Source organism: Alkalicoccobacillus porphyridii (assembly GCF_007293315.1).
GTDB classification, from domain to species: Bacteria; Bacillota; Bacilli; order Bacillales; family Bacillaceae_D; genus Alkalicoccobacillus; species Alkalicoccobacillus porphyridii.
The window spans coordinates 1-21,867 of record NZ_VLXZ01000003.1 but is presented as its reverse complement, the minus strand read 5'-3'; the positions used below and the strand labels follow the sequence as shown (position 1 = coordinate 21,867).

Annotated in this window: 21 protein-coding genes; 14 read left to right on the top strand and 7 right to left on the bottom strand. The window is 41.1% G+C overall.

Going from position 1 to position 21,867, the window contains the following annotated elements:
- Nucleotides 1–62 precede the first annotated feature (62 nt).
- The 6 genes from dcuS to FN960_RS05525 all read left to right on the top strand — a co-directional run bounded on the left by dcuS (nt 63) and on the right by FN960_RS05525 (nt 7,022).
- Complete coding sequence (dcuS, locus tag FN960_RS05550) at nt 63–1,694, top strand: DcuS/MalK family sensor histidine kinase (RefSeq protein WP_185970937.1); 1,632 nt, start codon at nt 63–65, stop codon at nt 1,692–1,694.
- The gene (locus tag FN960_RS05545) at nt 1,672–2,397 is read left to right on the top strand and encodes a response regulator (protein WP_143847704.1); all 726 of its coding nucleotides are present in this window, start codon (nt 1,672–1,674) and stop codon (nt 2,395–2,397) included. The genes dcuS and FN960_RS05545 overlap by 23 nt, the downstream gene beginning before the upstream one ends.
- Nucleotides 2,398–2,502: 105 nt before the next feature.
- Nucleotides 2,503–4,185, top strand: coding sequence for an SLC13 family permease (locus tag FN960_RS05540; RefSeq protein WP_143847703.1), 1,683 nt, complete (start codon nt 2,503–2,505; stop codon nt 4,183–4,185).
- A 176-nt stretch (nt 4,186–4,361) separates the two neighbouring features.
- Nucleotides 4,362–5,735, top strand: coding sequence for a dipeptidase (locus FN960_RS05535; protein ID WP_185970955.1), 1,374 nt, complete (start codon nt 4,362–4,364; stop codon nt 5,733–5,735).
- Nucleotides 5,736–5,740: 5 nt separating this feature from the next.
- Nucleotides 5,741–6,523 carry a Cof-type HAD-IIB family hydrolase gene (locus FN960_RS05530; protein ID WP_143847701.1) on the top strand — a complete coding sequence of 261 codons (783 nt, stop codon included), beginning with the start codon at nt 5,741–5,743 and terminating at the stop codon, nt 6,521–6,523.
- Between the two features lie 22 nt (nt 6,524–6,545).
- On the top strand, nt 6,546–7,022 hold the full coding sequence (locus FN960_RS05525) for a GNAT family N-acetyltransferase (protein ID WP_260681933.1): 477 nt from the start codon (nt 6,546–6,548) through the stop codon (nt 7,020–7,022).
- A 578-nt stretch (nt 7,023–7,600) separates the two neighbouring features.
- Here the strand turns inward: FN960_RS05525 and FN960_RS05520 are convergent.
- From FN960_RS05520 to FN960_RS05505, 4 genes are read right to left on the bottom strand one after another with little or no spacing between them, the layout of a single operon-like run.
- On the bottom strand, nt 7,601–8,485 hold the full coding sequence (locus FN960_RS05520; protein ID WP_143847700.1) for a metal ABC transporter permease: 885 nt from the start codon (nt 8,483–8,485) through the stop codon (nt 7,601–7,603).
- On the bottom strand, nt 8,482–9,378 hold the full coding sequence (locus tag FN960_RS05515) for a metal ABC transporter permease (RefSeq protein WP_143847699.1): 897 nt from the start codon (nt 9,376–9,378) through the stop codon (nt 8,482–8,484). The genes FN960_RS05520 and FN960_RS05515 overlap by 4 nt, the downstream gene beginning before the upstream one ends.
- Entirely contained in the window at nt 9,356–10,114 is a 759-nt protein-coding gene (locus FN960_RS05510) for a metal ABC transporter ATP-binding protein (protein ID WP_143847698.1), read from the bottom strand. Before FN960_RS05510 ends, FN960_RS05515 begins: the two co-directional genes overlap by 23 nt.
- A 2-nt stretch (nt 10,115–10,116) precedes the next feature.
- On the bottom strand, nt 10,117–11,049 hold the full coding sequence (locus FN960_RS05505; protein ID WP_260681932.1) for a metal ABC transporter solute-binding protein, Zn/Mn family: 933 nt from the start codon (nt 11,047–11,049) through the stop codon (nt 10,117–10,119).
- 300 nt (nt 11,050–11,349) lie between these two features.
- On the opposite strand from FN960_RS05505, the gene FN960_RS05500 reads away from it, so the two are divergent.
- Complete coding sequence (locus tag FN960_RS05500; protein WP_185970936.1) at nt 11,350–13,020, top strand: M20/M25/M40 family metallo-hydrolase; 1,671 nt, start codon at nt 11,350–11,352, stop codon at nt 13,018–13,020.
- Here FN960_RS05500 and FN960_RS05495 read toward each other — a convergent pair.
- Nucleotides 13,017–13,598 (bottom strand): YpiB family protein, encoded by a 582-nt coding sequence (locus tag FN960_RS05495; RefSeq protein ID WP_143847696.1) that lies wholly within the window; start codon nt 13,596–13,598, stop codon nt 13,017–13,019. The two genes, FN960_RS05500 and FN960_RS05495, sit on opposite strands and share 4 nt — an antisense overlap.
- A 103-nt stretch (nt 13,599–13,701) precedes the next feature.
- Here FN960_RS05495 and yxzF point away from each other — a divergent pair, with 103 nt between their 5' ends.
- Both yxzF and FN960_RS05490 read left to right on the top strand, forming a co-directional pair.
- Complete coding sequence (gene yxzF, locus FN960_RS24910) at nt 13,702–13,821, top strand: small protein YxzF (protein WP_498034073.1); 120 nt, start codon at nt 13,702–13,704, stop codon at nt 13,819–13,821.
- A gap of 124 nt (nt 13,822–13,945) precedes the next feature.
- Nucleotides 13,946–15,610 carry a putative bifunctional diguanylate cyclase/phosphodiesterase gene (locus FN960_RS05490; RefSeq protein ID WP_143847695.1) on the top strand — a complete coding sequence of 555 codons (1,665 nt, stop codon included), beginning with the start codon at nt 13,946–13,948 and terminating at the stop codon, nt 15,608–15,610.
- Between the two features lie 36 nt (nt 15,611–15,646).
- Here FN960_RS05490 and FN960_RS05485 read toward each other — a convergent pair whose 3' ends face one another.
- Together FN960_RS05485 and FN960_RS05480 are read right to left on the bottom strand one after the other, a co-directional pair.
- Entirely contained in the window at nt 15,647–15,991 is a 345-nt protein-coding gene (locus tag FN960_RS05485; protein ID WP_143847694.1) for a YflT domain-containing protein, read from the bottom strand.
- A 119-nt stretch (nt 15,992–16,110) separates the two neighbouring features.
- Nucleotides 16,111–16,425, bottom strand: a complete 315-nt coding sequence (locus tag FN960_RS05480) for a DUF3817 domain-containing protein (RefSeq protein WP_143847693.1) — start codon at nt 16,423–16,425, stop codon at nt 16,111–16,113.
- A 162-nt stretch (nt 16,426–16,587) separates the two neighbouring features.
- On the opposite strand from FN960_RS05480, the gene FN960_RS05475 reads away from it, so the two are divergent.
- The 5 genes from FN960_RS05475 (at nt 16,588) to FN960_RS05455 (ending at nt 20,881) form a co-directional block, all read left to right on the top strand.
- Nucleotides 16,588–16,866, top strand: coding sequence for a thiamine-binding protein (locus FN960_RS05475; protein ID WP_143847692.1), 279 nt, complete (start codon nt 16,588–16,590; stop codon nt 16,864–16,866).
- Between the two features lie 25 nt (nt 16,867–16,891).
- Complete coding sequence (gene aldA, locus FN960_RS05470; RefSeq protein ID WP_143847691.1) at nt 16,892–18,334, top strand: aldehyde dehydrogenase; 1,443 nt, start codon at nt 16,892–16,894, stop codon at nt 18,332–18,334.
- 148 nt (nt 18,335–18,482) lie between these two features.
- Nucleotides 18,483–18,956 (top strand): GNAT family N-acetyltransferase, encoded by a 474-nt coding sequence (locus FN960_RS05465; RefSeq protein WP_260681931.1) that lies wholly within the window; start codon nt 18,483–18,485, stop codon nt 18,954–18,956.
- A gap of 76 nt (nt 18,957–19,032) precedes the next feature.
- The gene (locus FN960_RS05460) at nt 19,033–20,232 is read left to right on the top strand and encodes a class I SAM-dependent rRNA methyltransferase (protein WP_143847690.1); all 1,200 of its coding nucleotides are present in this window, start codon (nt 19,033–19,035) and stop codon (nt 20,230–20,232) included.
- Nucleotides 20,233–20,479: 247 nt separating this feature from the next.
- Complete coding sequence (locus FN960_RS05455; protein ID WP_143847689.1) at nt 20,480–20,881, top strand: fibronectin type III domain-containing protein; 402 nt, start codon at nt 20,480–20,482, stop codon at nt 20,879–20,881.
- The last annotated feature ends 986 nt before the right edge of the window (nt 20,882–21,867 follow it).

Genomic DNA, 21,867 nt, shown 5'->3' with positions numbered 1-21,867 from the left:
TCTTTGTTATAGTAAAGCTATTAATTATTCACGTGAAGAGACAAAAGGAGTTAAACGAGAAAGTGGGCACACGAATCTGGAAGCGGAAAAACCCCTACAACTTAAGAACAGTCATTATCTTGCTTGTCTGTACGGTCGTATTAATTGCACTCTTATGTACGGGTATGCTTGTTGCTTATGATTATGCCAAATCAACAAAAGCATCACTTGAAGACAAAGCATGGACCATTGCAACCTCGTTTGCCCGCTCCCCTGTAGTGATAGAAGGCCTTCAAGCAGAAAGAACACAGGATGAGCTACAAGCTTATGCAGATGAAGTCCAAACGGAAACTGGCGTTGATTACATCGTGGTGATGAACATGAATCGTGTTCGATTAACACATCCATTAGAGGAACAGATAGGAAGACAATTTGTCGGTGATGATGTAAGTCCTGCGTTTGGGGGGCAGACCTATACATCAACAGCAGAAGGTACGTTAGGTGAGTCTTTACGAGCTTTCATTCCAGTCACAAACGAGGTGGGAGATCAGGTTGGAGTTGTAGCCGTAGGGATATTAACAGACAATATCAATGATGCAGTCTATCGAAGTCAGCTAATGGTGTGGCTTGGTGGGGTTCTTGGTATCATTCCAGCTATACTTGGAGCCATTCTCCTTGCAAAAAAAGTTAAAAAATCAATGCACGACCTTGAACCAGTTGAAATCACTCAATTGCTGGAAACACGTGAAGCGATCCTATCGTCTGTACAGGAAGGGATTATCGTAGTAGATGCTGAAGGGAAAGTCATTGTCTGTAATGCTACAGCATTAGATCTGTTACATAAGACGGGGAAAACAACCGAGCCTCTCCATCAACCTATTGCGGATATCCTCCCTGAATTTGAGCTTCATGAGGTATTAAAGACGGGTGACATCAAACGAAATCAGCCGATGAAACTTCAGGATTATGAATTAGTTGTCACACGAGTTCCAGTTAGTTCTAATGGTGTTCAATTAGGAGCGATGGCGACATTTCAAGATACAACAGAGCTTGCCTTGGCTCTGGATCAACTATCAGGAATAAAATCCTATGCAGAATCCTTAAGCAGTCACACACATGAGTTTATGAATAAGTTGCATGTGGTTTCAGCCATGGTACATACAGAGTCTTATGATGAGCTTCGAGATTACATTAAAACCATTTCAACTTATTATCAGGAGGACGTCGGTTGGATGTCTCGCCACCTCAAAGACCCAGTACTAGTAGGTTACATGTTAAACAAGCTTAATGTTTTAAAAAGAAAAGGGATTCAGGTCACTTTTTCTGGCCAAACGGCATGGCCGGTAGTGAAGGATACAAAATATACAAATGTCATCATTACCGTTATTGGAAACAGCTTAGATAATGCAGCAGAGGCACTTGAATCTAGTTCAAATCCTAAAATAGAAATCACTATGGATGTTAGACTAGGAGAAATAATTTGGCAGCTAAAAGATAATGGATTAACGGTCACACAGTCAGAGCTAGATAACCTGAGGCAGAAGGGGCAATCAACAAAAGGGTCGAAACGAGGATTTGGATTATACCTCATGCAGTCATCACTTGAAGAACTGAACGGGCGGCTAGATATTCAAGCAAACGACGATTTAGGTGTGACACTGCGAGCCGCATTGCCGATAGAAGGAGATAACCATGATAAACGTATTAATAGTTGAAGACGATCCAATGGTGGCTAAGTTTAATGGTATTTATTTAGAAAGAATTGAAGGTTTCCAAACGGTTGGAACGGCTAGCACCATAAAGGAAGCGTGGGAGATTCTTGAGGAGAATGAGGTCCATGTCATTTTACTAGATATTTATATTAATCATGAAAATGGCTTGGACATGTTAGTTGATCTGCGAAAAGGGAATATAGAAGTTGATGTCATTGTAGTCACATCAGCTAACGATCAAAGTTCAATTCAGACGGCCCTGAGATATGGTGCGGTAGATTACCTCATGAAGCCGTTTGAGTTTGATCGTTTTAAAGAAGCATTACATGTCTATGCACAGCGCTATCAGCAGCTTCGCATGGAAGCACTTAAGCAAGAGGAGCTTGATACATTATTTCTACCTAGAACACCAGGAGATGAAATCCAACAAGAGGAGTTGCCTAAAGGAATTACCAAGCATACATTTTTGCGGATTTTAAATGAAATCCAGACATTTGATGATTGGTTTTCGACAGCTGATTTAGCAGACGCTACCTCCATATCCAGAGTATCTTTGCGTAAATATTTACGGTATCTCGAGGAATACGCATTGCTTGAGCATGATTACTCATATGAAGGAACAGGAAGACCACTTCAACAATATAAGCTAAGCTCTAAGGGACATGAGTATATCGCTACCGTTCTTGAAAGTGATTCCTCTTTCTAGTTAAAAAAGTTTCAAAAAGGTCTGTTTTTAGTTAATTAAAGTGGACGGAGAGAACAAATTAAACCAAAATGAAGCAAGCGCTTACAATCGGGGAGGGTATTATATATGAAAGCATTTACTGCAAATGTTTGGGCAAGTCTTTGGCAATCACATAGACAAACAAAACGTCTATTAAATGTATTTTCCTATCAAAAAGATGCTAATACTGCTAAACAGCAATATCACTCAGCTAGTGATAAAAATAAAGGGAATTCTCAATCTAACAATCAAGGTCCTGAGGATGATAAAGATTATAAGAAGCCTTATGCTAAGCCACAGGTTGTAGGATTACTGCTTGGACCACTATTATTCATCTTAACCATGTTCTTTTTTCAACCTGACGGATTATCTGCAGAAGGAAAGGCGGTTCTTGCTGTAACTCTTTGGGTAGCAACCTGGTGGATTACAGAAGCTATGCCTATTCCAGCTACATCCTTATTACCAATTGTATTATTGCCACTTACAGGGGCTCTTGAATCAGACGCTGTAGTATCAGCATATGGAAATGATATTATTTTCTTATTTTTAGGCGGCTTCTTTATTGCAACAGCGATGGAAAAGTGGGACCTTCATAAACGAATAGCACTAGGAATTATCGCACTAATTGGAACAAGTACTCAACGAATTTTGCTAGGTTTTATGGTTGCCACAGGATTTCTATCTATGTGGGTCTCTAATACTGCAGCAGTTATGATGATGATTCCTATGGGGCTTGCCATCACAGCACAGGTTGCCGCAGCTTTAAAAGGCAAACCTGAGGAAAAAGAATTACCTAAGTTTGAGAAAGCACTCATCTTTGGTATTGGTTACGCTGGGACGATTGGTGGTCTAGGGACATTAATTGGTACGCCTCCCAATATTATTTTAGCTGCTCAGGTTAACGAGATCTTTGGAGTCGAGATATCCTTTGCTTTATGGATGCTCTTTGCCACGCCAGTGGTTGCTCTATTAATCAGCTTTACATGGCTTTATTTAGGTAGATTTGCATTTAAGATGAACATAAAAGGGTTACCAGGTGGACAAGAAGTCATCTCTAAAGAGCGTAAAGCACTTGGAGTCATGGCTTTTGAAGAGAAGGTTGTAGCCGTAGTTTTTGTATTAACAGCGATTATGTGGGTCACGAGAGAACTAGTATGGACTAATCTTTTTGAAAACCTAGACTTAACTGACGGTATGATTGCCATGGTCGCAACGGCTACACTTTTCCTTGTCCCAGCCTCTAGAAAATTTGGATCAAGAATTCTTGAATGGAAGGATTCAAAAGAAATTCCGTGGGGGGTTTTACTTCTTTTCGGAGGAGGTCTAGCGATTGCTGCAGGCTTCACATCATCAGGTCTATCTGATTGGATGGGCGATCAGCTTAGAGTTTTAGATGGAATGCATATCTTTATTGTTATCTTAGCATCTACGCTTCTCATTATGGCGCTTACGGAGATCACATCAAACACAGCAACCGCTACAATGATTTTACCAATTGTTGCTGCATTAGCTGTGGCGATAAACATTCATCCGTATGCCGTTATGGTGCCATGTGCAATGGCTGCAAACTGTGCATTTATGTTGCCAGTTGGAACACCGCCAAATGCGATTATATTTGGTACAGGAAAGCTGAAAATCATTGAGATGGTGCGGGTTGGGTTTGTTGTTAATATTATTGCAACCATTCTTATAGTAGGGGCGGTCTATCTCATACTCCCGACTCTATGGGGAATAGATTTAACGGTCTTCCCAGAAAGCTTCAGAAACTAGTTATAGTTAAGAGACATTTCATAGCTTAACAGGTGAGAAACCTCGACCCTTTGTGGTTGAGGTTTTTCATTTTAGGTACTGGGTACGCAGGAGTGTTTTTTAGAGGATGGCATTCGTTTATCAACACGATCCTGTGATAAACTAAGGTCAAACCCATTTGAATGGAGATGATGATGATGTCACAAGTCGCTACATCATATATTAAGGAAAATCGTCAAGAATACATAAACGAGTTAATTGAATTTCTCCGGATTCCGAGCATTAGTTCTATTTCCGATCATAAGGGCGATGTCCGTGATGCTGCCAACTGGACGGTTGAAGCATTAAAGACGGCAGGAATGCAAAAGGCTGAAATCATGGAGACACCTGGGCATCCAGTCGTGTATGGGGAGTGGACGTCAGCTGATAATGATCATACTGTACTCATTTACGGTCACTATGATGTTCAGCCGGTTGATCCCGTAGAGCTATGGGATAGCCCACCATTTGAACCAATCGTACATGAAGAGAAGCTATTTGCACGTGGGGCGAGCGATGATAAGGGACAAACCTTTATGCATGTAAAAGCTGTGCAGGCCCTGCTTGCGACGAAGGGATCATTACCCTTTAATGTGAAGTTTCTCATTGAGGGAGAGGAAGAGATCGGTAGTCCAAGCTTAGATGAGTTTGTTCAGTCAAATGAGCAGCTTCTCTCAGCTGATGTCCTTTTAATTTCTGATACTCCGATGCTTGGCAAAGGCAGACCTGCTGTATGTAAGGGACTCAGAGGAATGTGTAGTCTTCAGATTGATGTAAAAGGAGCAAAAGGAGATTTGCATTCAGGTTTGTACGGAGGTGCCGTTCAGAATTCAGTGCATGCACTCGTCCAGCTACTTGATACCTTGCGTGATGAAGATGGGCGCATCCAGGTTAAGGGGTTCTATGATGATGTCATCGAACCAACTGAAGAAGAGCGTGCCAGCTACGCCCAGTTAGGAGATTTTGAATCTGAATTAAAAGAAGAGCTACACCTCAATGAGCTTTTTGGTGAGAAGGGTTATACAGCACGGGAGCACACGTGGGTACGCCCAACACTCGAAATTAATGGTATCTACGGAGGTTTCCAAGGGGAAGGTGTGAAAACAGTTATTCCTTCAGAAGCCCATGCGAAAATCACGTGTAGACTTGTTCCTGGTCAGGACCCAGATGTTATCATTCAACAGATTGAAGAGCATTTGCAAAGCCATACTCCTCCTGGCGTAACGTTGACTACGACCCGTTATGATCAAGGTAAACCATTTTTAGCCCCGACGGATCATCCTGCGTTTAAAACGGCAACGGACGCCTATGAAGCGGTCTATGGCACGCCGGCTGTTTTTACAAGAATGGGGGGATCCATCCCTGTGGTCGAAACCTTTGACCAAGTCTTAAACATTCCTATTTTGTTAATGGGATTTGGTTTGCCATCGGAGAATTTCCATGCACCCAATGAGCATTTTCATTTAGAGAATTTTGACAAGGGCATGGAAACATTAATTTATTTTTGGGAAACACTACAGTTTGAGAAGTGAGTAAAATGATAGGAGTGGAGAGAGTGGCAAATGCAGTGAGTAGAAAAGAGATTAAATTAGTGGCTCTGGACATTGATGGTACCCTACTTAATTCCGATCACCAAATCCCAAGAGAAAATATTGAAGCCATTACAGAAGCGCAAGAGCAGGGAATATGCGTGATTCTTAGCACTGGTCGCTCGTTGATGACGTGTGGCGAGTTTGCAGATGCATTAAAGCTAGAGTCCTATCTAGTAACAGTAAATGGTAGTGAAATTTGGGACAAGGAACGTAATTTAGTGGAGCGTAACAAGCTAGACAGTCAGCTGGTACAAAAAATGTGGGATCTTAGTAAAGAGCATGAGGATACTCATATATGGGCTGCAGCTGTCGGTGAGGTATGGCGCGGTGAAATGCCAGAGGACATCCATCAGACGGAATGGCTTAAATTTGGCTTTGATATCAAGGATGATGTAACACGTGCCACAATCAGGGAGCAGCTAGAATCTCATCCAGAGCTGGAGCTATCAAATTCAAGCCCGACGAATCTTGAAATCAATGCAGCAGGGATTAATAAAGCACTAGGTTTAGAAAAGGTAGGCAAATTACTCGATATCTCTTTATCAGAAATGATGGCAGTTGGAGATAGTTTGAACGACCTAGCGATGATTAAAGAAGCAGGAATTGGTGTAGCTATGGGGAATGCTCAGAAATATGTAAAAGAACAAGCGGATTGGGTGACCTCAACGAATAATGAGGCAGGCGTTGCGAAGGCAATCCGTACCTGGGTGCTTCAAACGAATAGCTAAAAATATAAAGGGGGGCGTCCAGGTGGGGAAGTACATAATTGATGATATGACACCTGAGGATGCTGTTCAGGTGCTACAATGGGACTATGAACCTCCTTATGATTTTTACAATATCCGCTCCAAGTCAGAGGCTATGCAGGAATTTTTGATGGGGTCGTATTACTCAGTTTATTATGAAGACAGGCTGTATGGTATCTTCTGTATCGGAAAATCGGCTCAAGTGCCAGAGGGAAGTATAGCTGGTGTCTACAAAGAAAGCTGTGTCGATATAGGACTAGGGATGTCGCCGGCCTTAACTGGTCAAGGCAAGGGTATGGAGTTCTTTCAAAGCATATTATCTCATGTACAAAGCAGGTTTTCAGGTGAATGCATCAGACTTTCGGTAGCAGCCTTTAACAAACGAGCGATAAAGCTTTATACAAATAGCGGCTTCGTGCAGCAGGCAACATTCTTTTCAAAAGACGTTGAGTTTATTGTGATGGTGCACCCCAAACGTTAGAGTTTTTCTCTAACGTTTGGGGTGTTTTTTTTATGGTGAAATCCCATGAAAAATGTAAAAGGAACGTGGTGAATGATTATTTGAAGCGGGCCTAATTCGTCATCAGGTTTATGCCCAACAGTGGGCACAGGGCGCAAAGCGTGTTCAAAGGTTTTTGGATGCTCTTGAAGTTTACCAGCGAGCTCACTAAACAAGTGGACTAAATAGGAGGGCCGATACCTGTGAGAAGAACAGGCGGTCACTGAAAAACGATCTTTAATTGTTTAATTCAGAACATGAGCGGAAGGAGAACCCGAAGACTCCTGCGGAACAGAACGCGTCTGAAGACATCGAAGTGGTGGTTTTCCACTTCGAGGGCTGAGGCCGTTCCCGCGGAAAGCGTAGGGTTCTCCTGTAGCGGCGGACGAAGAAAAAATCATCAGATTACTCTATCCAGAAAATTATAATCACGATCAAATCAAACTAAAATGGGCTGATTTGAGTCAGGCACATTACTGAACTCAAACCAGCCTATCTGTAATTAATTAAAAATCAAACTTTAAGGGTTCACTGCCGATCTCACCATAGCCTCGAGCAATTTAAGACGTCAAACTGGCTTTTTCTGGTCGTACCCAACGCGAGATCATGCCATGTGTTGGTGAAAATATAAAGCTAACTAAGAAAACAAGACCTGTAGAGAATGCCATGGATCCTGAGACAGAGGTATCCAGCCAAACGGCAAGATAGTACCCGCTTATGGAAGAAATAATTCCAAACGAAGCACTTAACAAAAGCATAATGGATAGTCTCTCAGTCCATAAATAGGCCGATGCAGCGGGAGTGATGAGCATGGCCACTACAAGAATCGCGCCAACAGCATCAAAGGACGCTACGGTTGTTAACGAAACAAGAGTCATAAATAAATAGTGCAACCCAATCACCGGCAGTCCAAGACTTGCGGCTAATGCGGGATCAAAAGCAGTAATTTTCCATTCTTTATAAAAAGCAAGAATCAATCCTAGCACTAATAAAAAGACGCAAAATAAGATGAGAGTGGCTACTGGAACCTCAAAACCTGTAAATGGGAGTGTTGTTGTATTCCAAGGAATAAATGCGATTTCGCCCATCAAAGTATGCTTAATATCTAAGTGTGTGTTACCGATACTGGTTGAAACCAGGATGACACCGATCGCAAACAAACTGGTGAAGACGACACCAATGGAGGCGTCATATTGGACACCCTTTGATTGGAACCACTGAACTAAGTAAGTTGTTAAAAGACCGGCTAAAGCAGCACCAATGAGCATGTGTACACCTTCAAGACTCTGGGTAATCATAAAAGCTAGCACAATGCCAAGTAGCACGGTATGACTGATCGCATCTGCCATCATGGCCATTCTTCTTAAAACAAGGAAGACTCCAATCATACCGCAGGACATACCGACTAAAGAGGCAGTTATCAGAATCCATGCTACGTACGTCATACTTGATCTCCTTTCGGCAGGTGGTCCCTCTTAATGGACCGGTATTCAAGCCACTCAATGAGTAAGCCCTTTTCTTTACCTGCAATGAGAGAAACAAGAAATAAAATGGAGGCAGCTAGAACAATAAAGGGACCAGTTGGCCATCCTGAACCTTGGGCACTAATAAATGTTCCGAGAGCTCCAGATAGTCCACCAAATACGGCAGAAAGAGCCATCATGACATGGAATGAGTGAGTCCAGTATCTTGCGCTGACGGCTGGGATGATGAGCAGAGCTGCCATTAAAATGACCCCAACGGCTTGAATACCAATAACGATCGTAATGACTAGTACAGCAAGATAGAGTCCATTCATTCCCCTCAATGGGTAGCCTATCCCTTTTGCAAAGTTAGGATCAAACAGAAACAGCTTCCATTCTTTAAAGGCGAACAAAATGATCAGGATAACCACACAGGCAAGACCGGCCATCATGTACACATCGGATTGCACCATGGTTGCTGCCTGACCAAAGATAAAGCTATCCAGCCCGCTTTGGTTGCCTCCCCCTGAGCGATTAGCAATGGTAAGCAGCATGATCCCACCGCCAAAGAATACTGACAAAATCATACCCATGGCTGTATCCTCTTTAATCCTGGTTGATGTTTTAATTCCTTGAATGAACAGTGCTCCTAGAAGAGCGCTTATTCCCGCTCCTAATATGAGAAATGGTAGATTCTTTTCATTAAGAATGAGAAAGGCGATCACAACTCCAGGAAGCGCTGCATGTGACAAGGCGTCACTCATTAAGCTTTGTTTTCTCCAATAAGATAAGACCCCAAACATTCCTGCTGCAACGCCAAGGAGCGTTGTGCTCAATAGAACCCATTGGAAATTACTGGACAGTAGGATGCCCATGCTGTAAGCCCTCCTTCATCCAACGAACAGCCCCGCCGTATGCATTTGCAATAGTGTCTTGCGTAAATGTAGTTACGGTAGGACCATGGGCAATCACAGAGCGGTTTAGTAGCAATACTTGATCGAAATAATCAGTGACTGTTTGTAAGTCATGATGAACCACTAGCACCGTTTTTCCCGTGTTTTTTAATTCTTTAAGAATGGTCATAATCGCTTTCTCTGTAGAAGCATCCACCCCAGCAAAAGGCTCATCCATGAAATAAAGGTCCGCTTCTTGGATTAACGCTCTTGCCAAAAAGACGCGCTGCTGTTGTCCGCCAGACAGCTGACTAATTTGTCTGTGGGCATAATCGGCCATCCCGACCTTATCAAGCGTTTCAAATGCCTTTTCCTTATGACGGCGCATTGGCCATTTAAACCAGCCAATCTTTTGATATAGACCCATCATTACGACATCTAGTGCATTGGTGGGGAAATCCCAGTCAACAGAGCCGCGCTGTGGCACATAGCCCACCCGTGTTTTCTCTGCTTTTAAGGAGTGTCCAAAAAAAGCAACATCTCCAGATAGTGAAGGGTGTAGCTCAAGCAACGTCTTAATTAACGTTGATTTACCAGCACCGTTTGGGCCGACAATTCCCGTTAGTGTTCCTTTATCTACAGCAAACGTCACATTATCGAGCACCTTATTTTTTCGATAAGCCGCACTTACGTTATTGACTTCAAGAACGTGTGTCATGTTTATGTCCCTCCTGAAAGAGCATCGTAAATGGTATTCACATTATATCTGTACATTCCAATATATGTTCCTGTCTCGGTTCCCTCTTCTCCCATTGCGTCAGAGTAGAGTTCACCACCTAGTTGCACCTGATGCCCCTGTCTTTTAACGCCTTCAATCACTGATTGAATGGCTCTTTCATTTACACTTGTTTCTACAAATACAGCGGGAATATCCCGTTCTACAATCGTCGTCACCGTCGACTGTACATCAGAGATGCCAATTTCGGATTCAGTGCTTAGGCCCTGCAAGGCAACAACATCCATATCAGTCGCACGTGCAAAATATTGAAAAGCATCATGAGCAGTCACGAGTACTCGTTTACTCTCATCTAAAGAGCCAAGTTTAGCGGAGGCATACTCCTGTAATTGTTGAAGCTCGTTTAAGTAGTTCTGCTTGTTCTCCTCAAAGTATGCGGCATCCTGAGGAGAGAGCACTTTTAATTGTTCAACAGCGGCTTCAATACCTGCAGACCACAAATTTATATCAAACCAAATATGAGGATCAATTGAACCTGGGTACTCAGGATCTTCAAGCAGCTCGGAGCTCTCAGTTGCACTACTGAATGCAAGTGTTGGTACAGAAGTATTCTCAAAGATTACATTCATATTAGCTTCCAGGTGCAATCCACTATAAAACAATACATCCGCTTGTTCTATTCGACTAATGTCCCTCTGTGAGGCTTCATATAGATGTGGATCAATTCCTGGTCCCATTAGACTGGTTACCTGAATACGGTCGCCTCCAATTATACGCAGAGGATCAGCAATTTGTGCCGTTGTGGTGACGACATTTAATTGATTAGGGTCGTGTTGTACAAAGGTAGACTGGCAACCCGACAATACCAAAATAGCAGCTATTAGCCATATATATATAGAATGACTCATTTGTGTCATAGAGTGAAACTCCTTTATATATCGTGCAGAGCAAGAAAAAGTAAGACAAGCGACTAAAAGTTGCCTTAAGTAAACAATAATAGTCCTCTGCAAAAATGTCAATAATTTAAGGTCATAAAAAGATCAGGAGATAACCTCACAACAAAGGTTACTTGCTAAAAAAATCATTCGTCACATTTCAACAATCTTGATATGATGAAGATGATACCCCTTACATATGAGAAGTTATTTACTCCTTAGAGTCACAATAGGCATTTTATGCATAAAGTAAATGAGCGATTAAAGAGAGAGGCGAAGCTGATGGGGCAGAAAACATTTTTGCAGTATGAACATGCGGATCGAGTAAAGCAATTAACATTAGAATTAGTGAATCAGCCAAGTATATCCGGCACAAAAGGTGAATGTGAGATGGTTGATACGATTGTGACGATTCTTCAAAGAATGGATTACTACAAAAGCCATGCTCACCATATTAAGCGAGTGCCGATTAAAGGGGATCCTCTTCAAAGAGAGGCAATTGTGGCAAGGATGGAAGGAGATCCAGACTCTAAACGTGGTGTTCTTTTGCTAAGTCATTTTGATGTGGTTGGGGTAGATGATTTTGGTCAATACAAATCGTACGCTTTTACGCCAGCCCAATTGGAAGGCGAATTAAAGAGAGAAAATGAAGGCTTTCTTGATGCACACGCGCAACAGGACCTGTATTCTAATGATTATCTATTTGGCAGAGGAACCATGGATATGAAAGCAGGTTTGGCCATGCAGTTATCTGTCCTACAGGATATAAGTGAAACACCAGGAAATAAACAAAATCTCATTTTAGTTGCGGTTCCTGATGAGGAAATGCTTTCAAAAGGAATGTTCGCAGCGGTTGGGGAATTACATGATATGAGAGAAGCTGGCTGGAGCTTTGATGCTTGTATATGCAGTGAACCGAACTTTTCCTCTTATCCAAATGATCATCGTAAATACATCTATACTGGCTCGACAGGTAAGCTCTTACCTTTTATCTATTGTCTTGGCCGGGAAACACATGTAGGACAGCCTTTGGAGGGAATTAATGCTTCCGTAATGGCTGCTCAAATTGCCGTAGAGATGGAATGGTCAGAGGTATTCGCCGATCAAGCGATGGGCGAGAAGTCGCCATCACCAACTTGTTTACGCATTAGAGATATAAAAGAAAGCTATGATGTTCAAACTCCAAATGAGGCGTATTTGCTTTATAATGTGCTAACGTTAGCTACCTCACCTGATGGAGTGATTCACAAAGTAACACAAGCGTGTGAAACTGCGAGCGAACGCATCTATCAACGTCTTGTGTCCTTAAGGTCTGCCCAGACCCATGTTCCAAATGGACTGATTAGTGAACCTCCAAAGCCTAGGGTTTACACCTTAGAGCATCTTTATAAGCTAGGCATTGATAAATATGGTCAAACCTTTCAAGGTGTTTATCAAGATGTGATTCGAGCTGTTGATATCGAAGAAGAGGATTATTCAGAGAAGACGTTAGCCATTGCAAGGAGGTTATCTGGTTACTTTCTCGACTTGGCACCCTTTTATTTAGTGCTGCTACAACCCCCTTATTATCCGCACGTTCATTTGGATAAGGATACAGATCGGGCATTATTATCTGTGGTTCGACAAGTCACGCAATATGCATTGGAACAGTGTGGCGAGGAAGTAGCAGAGAAAACCTTCTTCCCAGGGCTGTCTGATGTGAGCTATTGCAGAAGCAGTGGAAATCAAAAAACCATTGAATCGCTAGAGAAGCATATGCCCTTGTTTGGATACGATTATCATGTGCCCCTTAAAGAGATTGCAAATATCGATATTCCAACAATGAATATTGGACCTTTTGGTAAGGACGCTCATAAACGAACGGAACGGCTTCAGCTCTCTTATTCAACTGAAACCGCACCCTTGCTGCTTACATTAGCGCTACAGAAAATACATGAGCTTCACTCGGTTTAAGGAATGCTCTCATCCAATTCTCTAAGGCGAATAGTCAATTCTTTAAAAAGCGCTTCATTTCGATCATCAAGTGCAGCGTCAATCTCTGCGAGAAGCGTGTTTCGGTCTGTTGTTTGTTTGACCTGATCAAGTAAGACTTTCGTTTCATCTTCATAGCGCTTAAAGCGTTTATAGTTTTGATATTGTTCTTTGATGGGAGTTTGTAGTAATTGCTGATAGGTGGCGTGGATATGACTCCCATAGAAATGAATGATTAAGTTCCTTTTAGCGCTTGGATGAGCCATTAGATCACCAAGTACCTTGGAGGGATCCTCGCTTTTGACGGACTGATTGTAATATACAAAGCCTTGTTCATCTGATTGCATGCTAGAAATAATAATTGTTTTTGCTTGTGGAGAAACTGTATCTGTAAAGGTTACATGTTCTAATATATGTGGATGATTTATCAGATAATCAAGAATTAATCGCGAATCTTTTCGTTTCAATCGGTGGTTTTTTAGAAACCAATGTAAAAATCCAGACTTTTCGGACGTGGATACCCATCTGTTCATGTCATCACCTGCCTGTTCTTCAGTCAATATTCACGTATTCCCTATAATCATAACGTAAAAACGGGAGAAATGTTTCTTTTCTGAAAAGGGAGGGAATGTTAAGGGCATAGAATGATTGAAGGAGAGATGAATGATGCCAAGAATTATTAGATTAGCCCTCAGATGGGGACCTGTGTTGTATCCAGTTATTCTGAAAATAGTAAAAGAGCGTAAGAAAAAGAAAGAGATGAATACAAATCCAAAGGAGTGAATAAAGCCCTAAATCTACAACAGTTAACTTATTTAGTGGGAGCACTTTAAATCATCAACGTTTTTTACGATATATAAGTAGAGACTTCTGAGTGGACGCAGGAGAAAGGAGTCTATAAACGACCTTGACTAAACAAACTAATATTCAATTTATGAAGCTAGCCGCTGCTTTGCGAAATGCATATGACACGGTATATTTACTTAAACATGTGGATGGCCGGTTTCGATATGAATATATTAGTGCGAAATCGGAGGGTTCAGAATACCTTGGTGAAGAATCTGTAGGTAAGTTTATGGATGAAGTGCTTCCCATGTATGTATCCCAACGTGTAGATTCAATGTTTCGTAAAGCGATAGAAGATAATGAAGCTGTTGTATATGATGAAAAGATAAATACGAATGAAACAGAGAGAACAGTTCATGTCCCTATAAAGTTGGACAATGTTGAGGATGTATTTTTATTAGTCTATTCAGAACGTATAAAAAGAACGAATGAAGGATCATTTGAAATAAGAACAGGATTGCCTAGCTTTAATTATTTTAGAGAATTCGTCCAACAGAAGCTGGAATATCAGCGTAAACAAGATGGAAACCTAGCACTTATATATATAAATATAGATAAATTTAATAATATTATAGACAAAATAGGACATGTTCGAATTGAGAGTTTTTTAACAGATATTGCTAACAGACTCCGGTTATTATTAGCTGATCGAGCTTTGCTTTCTCGTGTTACTGGAGACGAGCTTATCATATGTACGGAAGATGGGCAGACAGTGGAGAAGCTTTCCGAAACGTTACAGTCAGCTTTAGAGAACCCTTTTTTTGTAAATAGAATTGAAATTCCCGTTACAGCAAGCATAGGAATTTCTAGGATGGCAGACGCTGAGGAAACGGTTGACCGGCTTATAATGAAAGCGTATCGAGCCATGTTTGAGGCTAAACAGCATGGCGGTAATCAAATTAAAACGTTCAAAGAGTCTAAAAGTCACCAAAGCGGTCATTTAGACAAAAATATGCTGCAACGAGAACTAAAAAAGGCGATTGAAAACCAAGAATTTACGATTTATTACCAACCAATTATTCATTTGCGGACAGAAGTTATTCATTATGAGGCGCTTATACGCTGGTTTAGTCCAAAGCTAGGCTTTATTTCACCGGATCAATTTATTTTAGTAGCTGAAGAGTGTGGAATCATTGAGACCATTGATGAGTGGGTCATTAATAGGGTTTGTAAACAAATTGGTGGTCTATTACATAATCATCTTCGAGTCTCGGTAAATCTATCAACAAAGACATTAGAGTCCAAGCGGCTTGAATCTGTGTTACTTAATGCCACCAAAAGACATGAGGTGGACCCACAGCATATTGAATTAGAAATTACGGAGCATTCTATTTTAAAGAATGAAGTAGCAACCGTTGAGAATTTGAAGCGTTTGCGTAAAGCAGGCTTTCGTATTGCTATTGATGATTTTGGTGTTAGTCATGCATCCTTTAATTATTTGCGTATGCTGCCTGTTGATAAGATAAAAATCGATAAAGTGTTTATCCAAAACGTGACTACGGGCTCGAAGGATTATCATATTGTAACGTCCTTAATTTCCCTTGCACAAAAATTAGGGATTCTTGTCACGGCTGAAGGTGTGGAAACAGAAGAGCAGGTTGAGTTACTAAAAAAGATAAACTGCGACGAGGTTCAAGGCTTCTATTTTAGCAAACCCGTTCCTTTTGACATGATCAATAATATATATGACCCTATTAAAACCAAACTTTTAGCCTTACAACATTAAAAAAGCTCCCAAGCGATGGGAGCTTTTTTTGTTGATTTAAATATTTAAAGTTGTGGGTGCATCCTTCACTGCTAGAATAATTTTACCTTCATCAAGCTTGTTCTCCAATGACTCAGCTTCCTGTTGACTAAATCCAAGCTCTTCGAATTTAGCGCGAAGCTCGTCACCTTTTTTGCGGAATACATTTTTGATAGAAGTACCCAAACCAGTTTCGTTAACGCCCACCGTGTTTGCATCTGCGTTATCAGCCACACGATTCGTACGATCGTCATCATGTGTAATTACGTAAATGTTGTCCTCTTCTACACCTTGTGATTTTAGTGAAGATACTGCTGTCACTACTTCTTCGTCATTTTTGAATTCTTTATATATTGGTTTCATATCTATCGCCTCCTGTGCTCTATGTTTACCCACCTTGCTTTGGTTAAAACATAAAGATTAAAAAAACGATAAGGAAATGATTCCCATAAAGTCGATCTTAGTATATGACAGGCAAAAAATTATTTCGTGACGAATGAAGTGGCTGCTTCTTGGTGCTTTAATACTTTGGCATCAAAGATAAAAGGGCCAAATGGAACGATGGAAGCAATAAACGCTAAAAGAGCGGTTAGCAATGTCCAGCGTACACGAATCATCATGTAGAAAATAGCCGCAACATATAGAACAAATAATCCGCCGTGGGCAGCCCCAACGATTGTAACAGCCATATCCATTCCCCAAATGTATTTAAGAGGCATGGCAATACCTAAAAGCAGAAGGAATGAAATACCTTCTAAATATCCGACCACTTTAAATTGTTTAAATGGATTGTTCATCTCGTACACCCTTCCTATACAGATGGTTATATCCTCTATTGTACTACTTGATGAAGGATGAATACGCAAAAGCTAATGAATTTTTTGTGAAGCGAATACAATGTTTGTGAATATTCGTGTGGGGTACACAGTCTGTACAATCTAATGGAGGAGTGATCTGATATGTCTACAGTAACAGCCGGAATACAAATCCTTCCAAACGGTAAAGACGACCATACAGACGGAATACTAACAGAAATTGTGAGAGTTATACAAGAATCTGGATTGACTTATGAAGTGGGGGCGATGGAAACAGTCGTTGAAGGAGAGCTTGATACTGTATTTGCTGTCATCAAAAAGGTAAACGACAAAAGCATTGACCTTGGTGCAAATGAAGTTCATTCACATATAAAGATGCATTACCGTCCAAGTGGTATTTCGATTAATGAGAAGAAACTTTGATTTGTTTGATAGGAGAGGGTAAACCATGAACACTCATCAATTATATATAAATGGAGCATACGTCGATTCAACGTCAGATGAAATAATCGATGTTGTGAATCCATCAACGGAAAAAGTCATTTCAAAAATAGCAAATGCAACAGAGGACGAAACCAATCAAGCTATTGAAGCGGCCTACAACGCTCAAAAACAATGGTCAAAACAAACGCAGGTAGAACGAGGCAAGATTGTACGTGATTTAGGGCAAAGTCTTGAGGCAAATAAAGAACGTTTTGTTGAATTATTGATAGAAGAACAGGGCAAGGCCTATGAGTTAGCAGATGGAGAAGTTCAAATGGCCATAGATTATTTCTACTATATGTCTGAATGGGCAAGAAGAATTGGTGGAGAGATCATTCCAAGTGATCGTCCCAATGAGCAAATACTATTACAAAAGAAACCAATAGGGGTTGTCGGTGGCATTGTGCCATGGAATTTCCCAGTATTTATTCTAGCAAGAAAGGTCGCTACCTCTTTAATTACTGGTTGTTCTATCATTCTTAAACCGAGTCAGCAAACGCCTAATACAGCGGTGGAGTTTACGAAGCTTGTTGATGAGTCAGAGCTTCCTGCCGGGGTCTATAACCTTGTTACTGGGAAGGGTTCAAGTGTAGGTAACACACTGGCTAAACATCCTAAGGTTGCTATGGTAACCATGACTGGTAGCGTTGGCGCAGGAACCAAGGTAATGGAAGCAGCAGCTGAGAATATCACAAAAGTGAATTTGGAGCTGGGTGGTAAGGCGCCAGCTATTGTAACCAAGCATGCAGATCTTGATTTGGCTGTAAAGCATATTGCGGGATCAAGGCTAACGAACAATGGACAAGCTTGTACAAATGCGGAGCGTGTATATGTTCATGATGATGTTGCTGAAGAGTTTATTCAAAAGCTGACGAAGGTGTTTAAAGAAACAACCTATGGCAATCCTCTTGAAAACAAAGATGCTGATATTGGTCCACTCATTAACAAGGATCACATGCAAGGGATTCACGAAATGGTTCAGCGTGCAGTAGAAGAAGGCGCGGAACTCGTTACAGGTGGTCAACCCGCAGAAGTGGAGCAAGGCTTTTTCTATGAGCCAACGATTCTTACCAACGTGAAACAAAGCTCTGAAATTATACAGGAAGAGATTTTTGGACCGGTTCTTCCAATCATGACCTACACGAAATTTGAAGATGCAATAGAATGGGCAAATGATTCAAAATATGGCCTTTCCTCTTCCATTTACACAGAGAACTATCATGAGGCGATGCGTGCCGCCGATGAATTATTGTATGGAGAAACCTTTGTAAATCGTGAGAACTTTGAAGCTGTTCAAGGCTATCACGCAGGCATGCGTCAATCCGGCTTAGGCGGAACTGATGGAAAATATGGAGTGGATGACTTCCTTGTTACTCATGCGGTTTATATGGAATTTAAACAGGAATAAAGTGAAATGATGATCCGGACAATGGCTGAAACGATGCCATTGTTCTTTTTTTTATGAGAGGGATTAGCATTTATTAGATAACCTTGTGTTTTAGGCGAGTTATTATGCATAATAAAAGAAGGTAGATATATAAAGGAGAGGACATCCTGTGGACGTACAGATCATACCGGTTAAAAAAGAAGAGGCGCCAATCCTGCATAATCTTATGCAATTTTATATCTATGAATTCAGTGAATACCTAGATGATATAAATATAGAAGGTAACGGTAAATTCGAGCCATTTAAGCTCGATGGATACTGGAGTGAGCAGCATCTCACTCCTTTATTTATTAAAGTAGATCAACAACTCGCAGGTTTTGTTCTTCTGGAAGCGACATCAGACTCCTCACCTAACTCGATTAATGAATTCTTTGTGTTGAAACCATACACAAGAAAAGGAATTGGAAGAAAAGCTGCTTTTGAAGTATTTAAGCGTTGGCGAGGAAATTGGGTAGTTGCTCAGTTAAAAGAAAACAAACCAGCGCAGGCGTTCTGGAAAAAAGTGATTCACGAATATACCAATGGGGAATATGAAACGCTTGAAGATCACGAGAAACGAAGCATACAGTCCTTCACCCTTTAGCCCAAGCGAGCTACCAAGTTGAATATGGTATACTTGGCTGATGAATGACACGGCAGAATGAATAGGATGAGATAAAATGAGTAGACAGAATATTACATTGTACGCAGATAGTCGACTAGCGTCCTTGTATAAGCGCGGGTTTCCACTAGTTGAGCAGGAATTAATAGAACAAGCGGAAGAGCCTCTTCTTGAAGGGGATTTCCTTACAATTGAAGATGAGAACGAGCAGTTTATTGCTTCAGGATATTATGGTAGCCAAAACAAAGGACGGGGCTGGATTCTAAGTACAAACAAAACGGATCGTATTGATGAGCAGCTGTTTATGCAACGAATTCAAAAAGCTTTTGCGTTAAGGGGCCGCTTATTTGCTGATGACCAGACAACCGCTTTTCGTGTGTTTAACGGAGAAGGAGACGGAGTGGGAGGCGTTACCATTGATTTTTACGCCGAATATGGGGTCATAACATATTACAGCGAAGGTATATACACAATGAGAGACTGGATCATTGAAGCGGTAAAAAGAACCTACCCATTTGTTGGTCTTTATGAGAAAAAACGTTTTGCCCAAAATGGAGCCTACGTAGAAGATGATGACTTTGTAGAAGGAGAGAAGGCGCCAGAACCCTTACTCATCCTGGAGAACGGGATAACCTATGCCGTCTATCTTAATGACGGGCCGATGACGGGTATTTTTCTTGATCAACGTGAGGTACGTAAGCGTATAACAGAACAATATTCAAAAGGGAAAACGGTCCTTAATACGTTCTCATATACAGGCGCTTTTTCAGTGGCAGCCGCTATGGGCGGCGCAGTGCACACAACAAGTGTGGACTTGGCTTCAAGAAGTAAGGAGCGGACCATCGAACAGTTCTCTGTTAACGATGTGGAGATCGAGCAGCAAAAAATTCATGTGATGGATGTCTTTGAATATTTTAAATATGCTCAGAAGAAACAGCTTAGCTTTGACCTAGTAGTAGTAGACCCACCAAGCTTTGCTCGCTCTAAAAAACAGACCTTTAGTGTCACTAAAGATTACGCCACGCTCCTTAAGCAGGCCATTGCCATCACCAACATGAATGGAGTCATTGTCGCCTCCACAAACAATAGTGTGTTAGGAATGCGGAAGTTTAAGTCTTTTGTAGAACAAGCTTTCACTAGTCAAAAAGTTAGCTATACCATTATTGAAGAATATACTGTTCCAGAGGATTATCCATACCTTAATCAGTATAAGGAAGGTAACTTTTTGAAAGTATTATTTATACGTAGAGATAATTGATTGTTCTTCGTCCGTCGATCCCAAAATAGGGTTAGACCGAATCTTTTTATTGTTTTTCTGTCTTTTATTCCCGTGAGATGAATGGATCCTTAATAAAGCGCTTAGATCAGCACAGAAACCCTGATCTAAGCGCTTTATTTATTATTTAGTTCATAGCACTTACTATTAAACATTTTTTATGCCGCCACTAAAGTGATCTAAATCGTCAATTCTTACGTTTTCTTTATATAGATACGAGGTGAGATGGATGAAGAAAATGACGGTGTTCGTCTTGTGTGGTCTATTATCACTCTGGGTTGTTTATGTTTATGCAAAAGACGTCTACGATCAACAAGCGGTGGACGGGACGGCTGATTTAAGTACTCAGGAGGGGCAGGTGGAGGAACAAGAAGAGGAACGGCCTGATCCTCCCACAAATGTGGAGGTTAGAGGAACATTTGTAAGTTGGCATGCAGTGAGAGAAGACGATATTGTGAGCTATGTCGTGTATCGTGATGGGACGGATGATGAGTTTGAAGAAGTAGGTCGTGTGGCTGCGAATGAGAGGAAGACGTTTGTGGATCCTGATGCAGGCGGGCATAGATATTACATCACGTCTGTTGATGAAGCGGGGAGAGAGTCGGAGCCATCTGAGGTTGTCAGTGAGTAGTGGAGAGTATCTGGGGAAGTACTGACACATCAGCGATTACAAGCCTATCAGAAAAAAGATTTTAAAAAAGTTTCTCTAAAAGTGATCCAATCTCATTATTGTATCGTTAGCTTTTATGAAAGAGCAAGAGAGGTGAGACATCATGACAGATGTAACGCAAATCTTGAGTGACATTCTCGGTGAGAGTGGCAATGAATCTGGCAATCTAGATGTAGATATTAATCATCTACTATAGGCTGTGTAAAACGATTCTAAAAAAACATAGGCAAAAAAGTGATCCAAGAAAGTAGTTCTTCCGTTAGCTTTATGAGACGGAAAAAGGGAGGCGAGAGATATGACTGATGTGACTCAACTTTTAAGTGACATTCTTAATGAGAGTGGGAATGACTCCGCAAACATTAATATTGAAATCAGTAACCTGCTTTAATCTGAATAACTGAAACGAAAGCTGAAAAAAATAGGAGGTGACCAGAGATGAATGATATCACGCAAATTTTAAGTGATGTACTTAACGAGAGCGGGAACGAATCTGGCAATCTCGATATTGATGTCAGCAACCTGCTTTAATCTGAATAACTGAAACGGAAGCTAAAAGAAATAGGAGGTGACCAGAGATGAATGATATTACGCAAATTCTAAGTGATGTTCTTAATGAGAGCGGAAACGAATCTGGAAACATTAGTATTGATGTCAGCAACCTGCTTTAATATGAATGACTGAACGGAAGCTGAAAAAAATAGGAGGTGACCAGAGATGAACGATATCACGCAAATTTTAGGAGACATTCTAAACGAGAGCGGGAACGGATCTGGCAATCTCGACATTGATGTCAGCAACCTGCTTTAATATGAACAACTGAAACGGAAGCTGAAAGAAATAGGGAGGTGACCAGAGATGAATGATATTACACAAATTCTAAGTGATGTTCTTAATGAGAGCGGAAACGAATCTGGAAACATTAGTATTGATGTCAGCAACCTGCTTTA

What these genes read in the sequence shown, in the direction of transcription:
- FN960_RS05545 (WP_143847704.1), top strand. Translation starts at nt 1,672, where the DNA reads ATGATAAACGTATTAATAGTTGAAGACGATCCAATGGTGGCTAAGTTT.
- FN960_RS05540 (WP_143847703.1), top strand. Translation starts at nt 2,503, where the DNA reads ATGAAAGCATTTACTGCAAATGTTTGGGCAAGTCTTTGGCAATCACAT.
- FN960_RS05480 (WP_143847693.1), bottom strand. Translation starts at nt 16,425, where the DNA reads ATGAACAATCCATTTAAACAATTTAAAGTGGTCGGATATTTAGAAGGT.
- FN960_RS05515 (WP_143847699.1), bottom strand. Translation starts at nt 9,378, where the DNA reads ATGGGCATCCTACTGTCCAGTAATTTCCAATGGGTTCTATTGAGCACA.
- FN960_RS05485 (WP_143847694.1), bottom strand. Translation starts at nt 15,991, where the DNA reads ATGAAACCAATATATAAAGAATTCAAAAATGACGAAGAAGTAGTGACA.
- FN960_RS05530 (WP_143847701.1), top strand. Translation starts at nt 5,741, where the DNA reads ATGATAGGAGTGGAGAGAGTGGCAAATGCAGTGAGTAGAAAAGAGATT.
- yxzF (WP_498034073.1), top strand. Translation starts at nt 13,702, where the DNA reads ATGATGCCAAGAATTATTAGATTAGCCCTCAGATGGGGACCTGTGTTG.
- FN960_RS05460 (WP_143847690.1), top strand. Translation starts at nt 19,033, where the DNA reads ATGAGTAGACAGAATATTACATTGTACGCAGATAGTCGACTAGCGTCC.
- FN960_RS05520 (WP_143847700.1), bottom strand. Translation starts at nt 8,485, where the DNA reads ATGACGTACGTAGCATGGATTCTGATAACTGCCTCTTTAGTCGGTATG.
- FN960_RS05500 (WP_185970936.1), top strand. Translation starts at nt 11,350, where the DNA reads ATGGGGCAGAAAACATTTTTGCAGTATGAACATGCGGATCGAGTAAAG.
- FN960_RS05455 (WP_143847689.1), top strand. Translation starts at nt 20,480, where the DNA reads ATGAAGAAAATGACGGTGTTCGTCTTGTGTGGTCTATTATCACTCTGG.
- FN960_RS05510 (WP_143847698.1), bottom strand. Translation starts at nt 10,114, where the DNA reads ATGACACACGTTCTTGAAGTCAATAACGTAAGTGCGGCTTATCGAAAA.
- aldA (WP_143847691.1), top strand. Translation starts at nt 16,892, where the DNA reads ATGAACACTCATCAATTATATATAAATGGAGCATACGTCGATTCAACG.
- FN960_RS05535 (WP_185970955.1), top strand. Translation starts at nt 4,362, where the DNA reads ATGTCACAAGTCGCTACATCATATATTAAGGAAAATCGTCAAGAATAC.
- FN960_RS05475 (WP_143847692.1), top strand. Translation starts at nt 16,588, where the DNA reads ATGTCTACAGTAACAGCCGGAATACAAATCCTTCCAAACGGTAAAGAC.
- FN960_RS05505 (WP_260681932.1), bottom strand. Translation starts at nt 11,049, where the DNA reads ATGACACAAATGAGTCATTCTATATATATATGGCTAATAGCTGCTATT.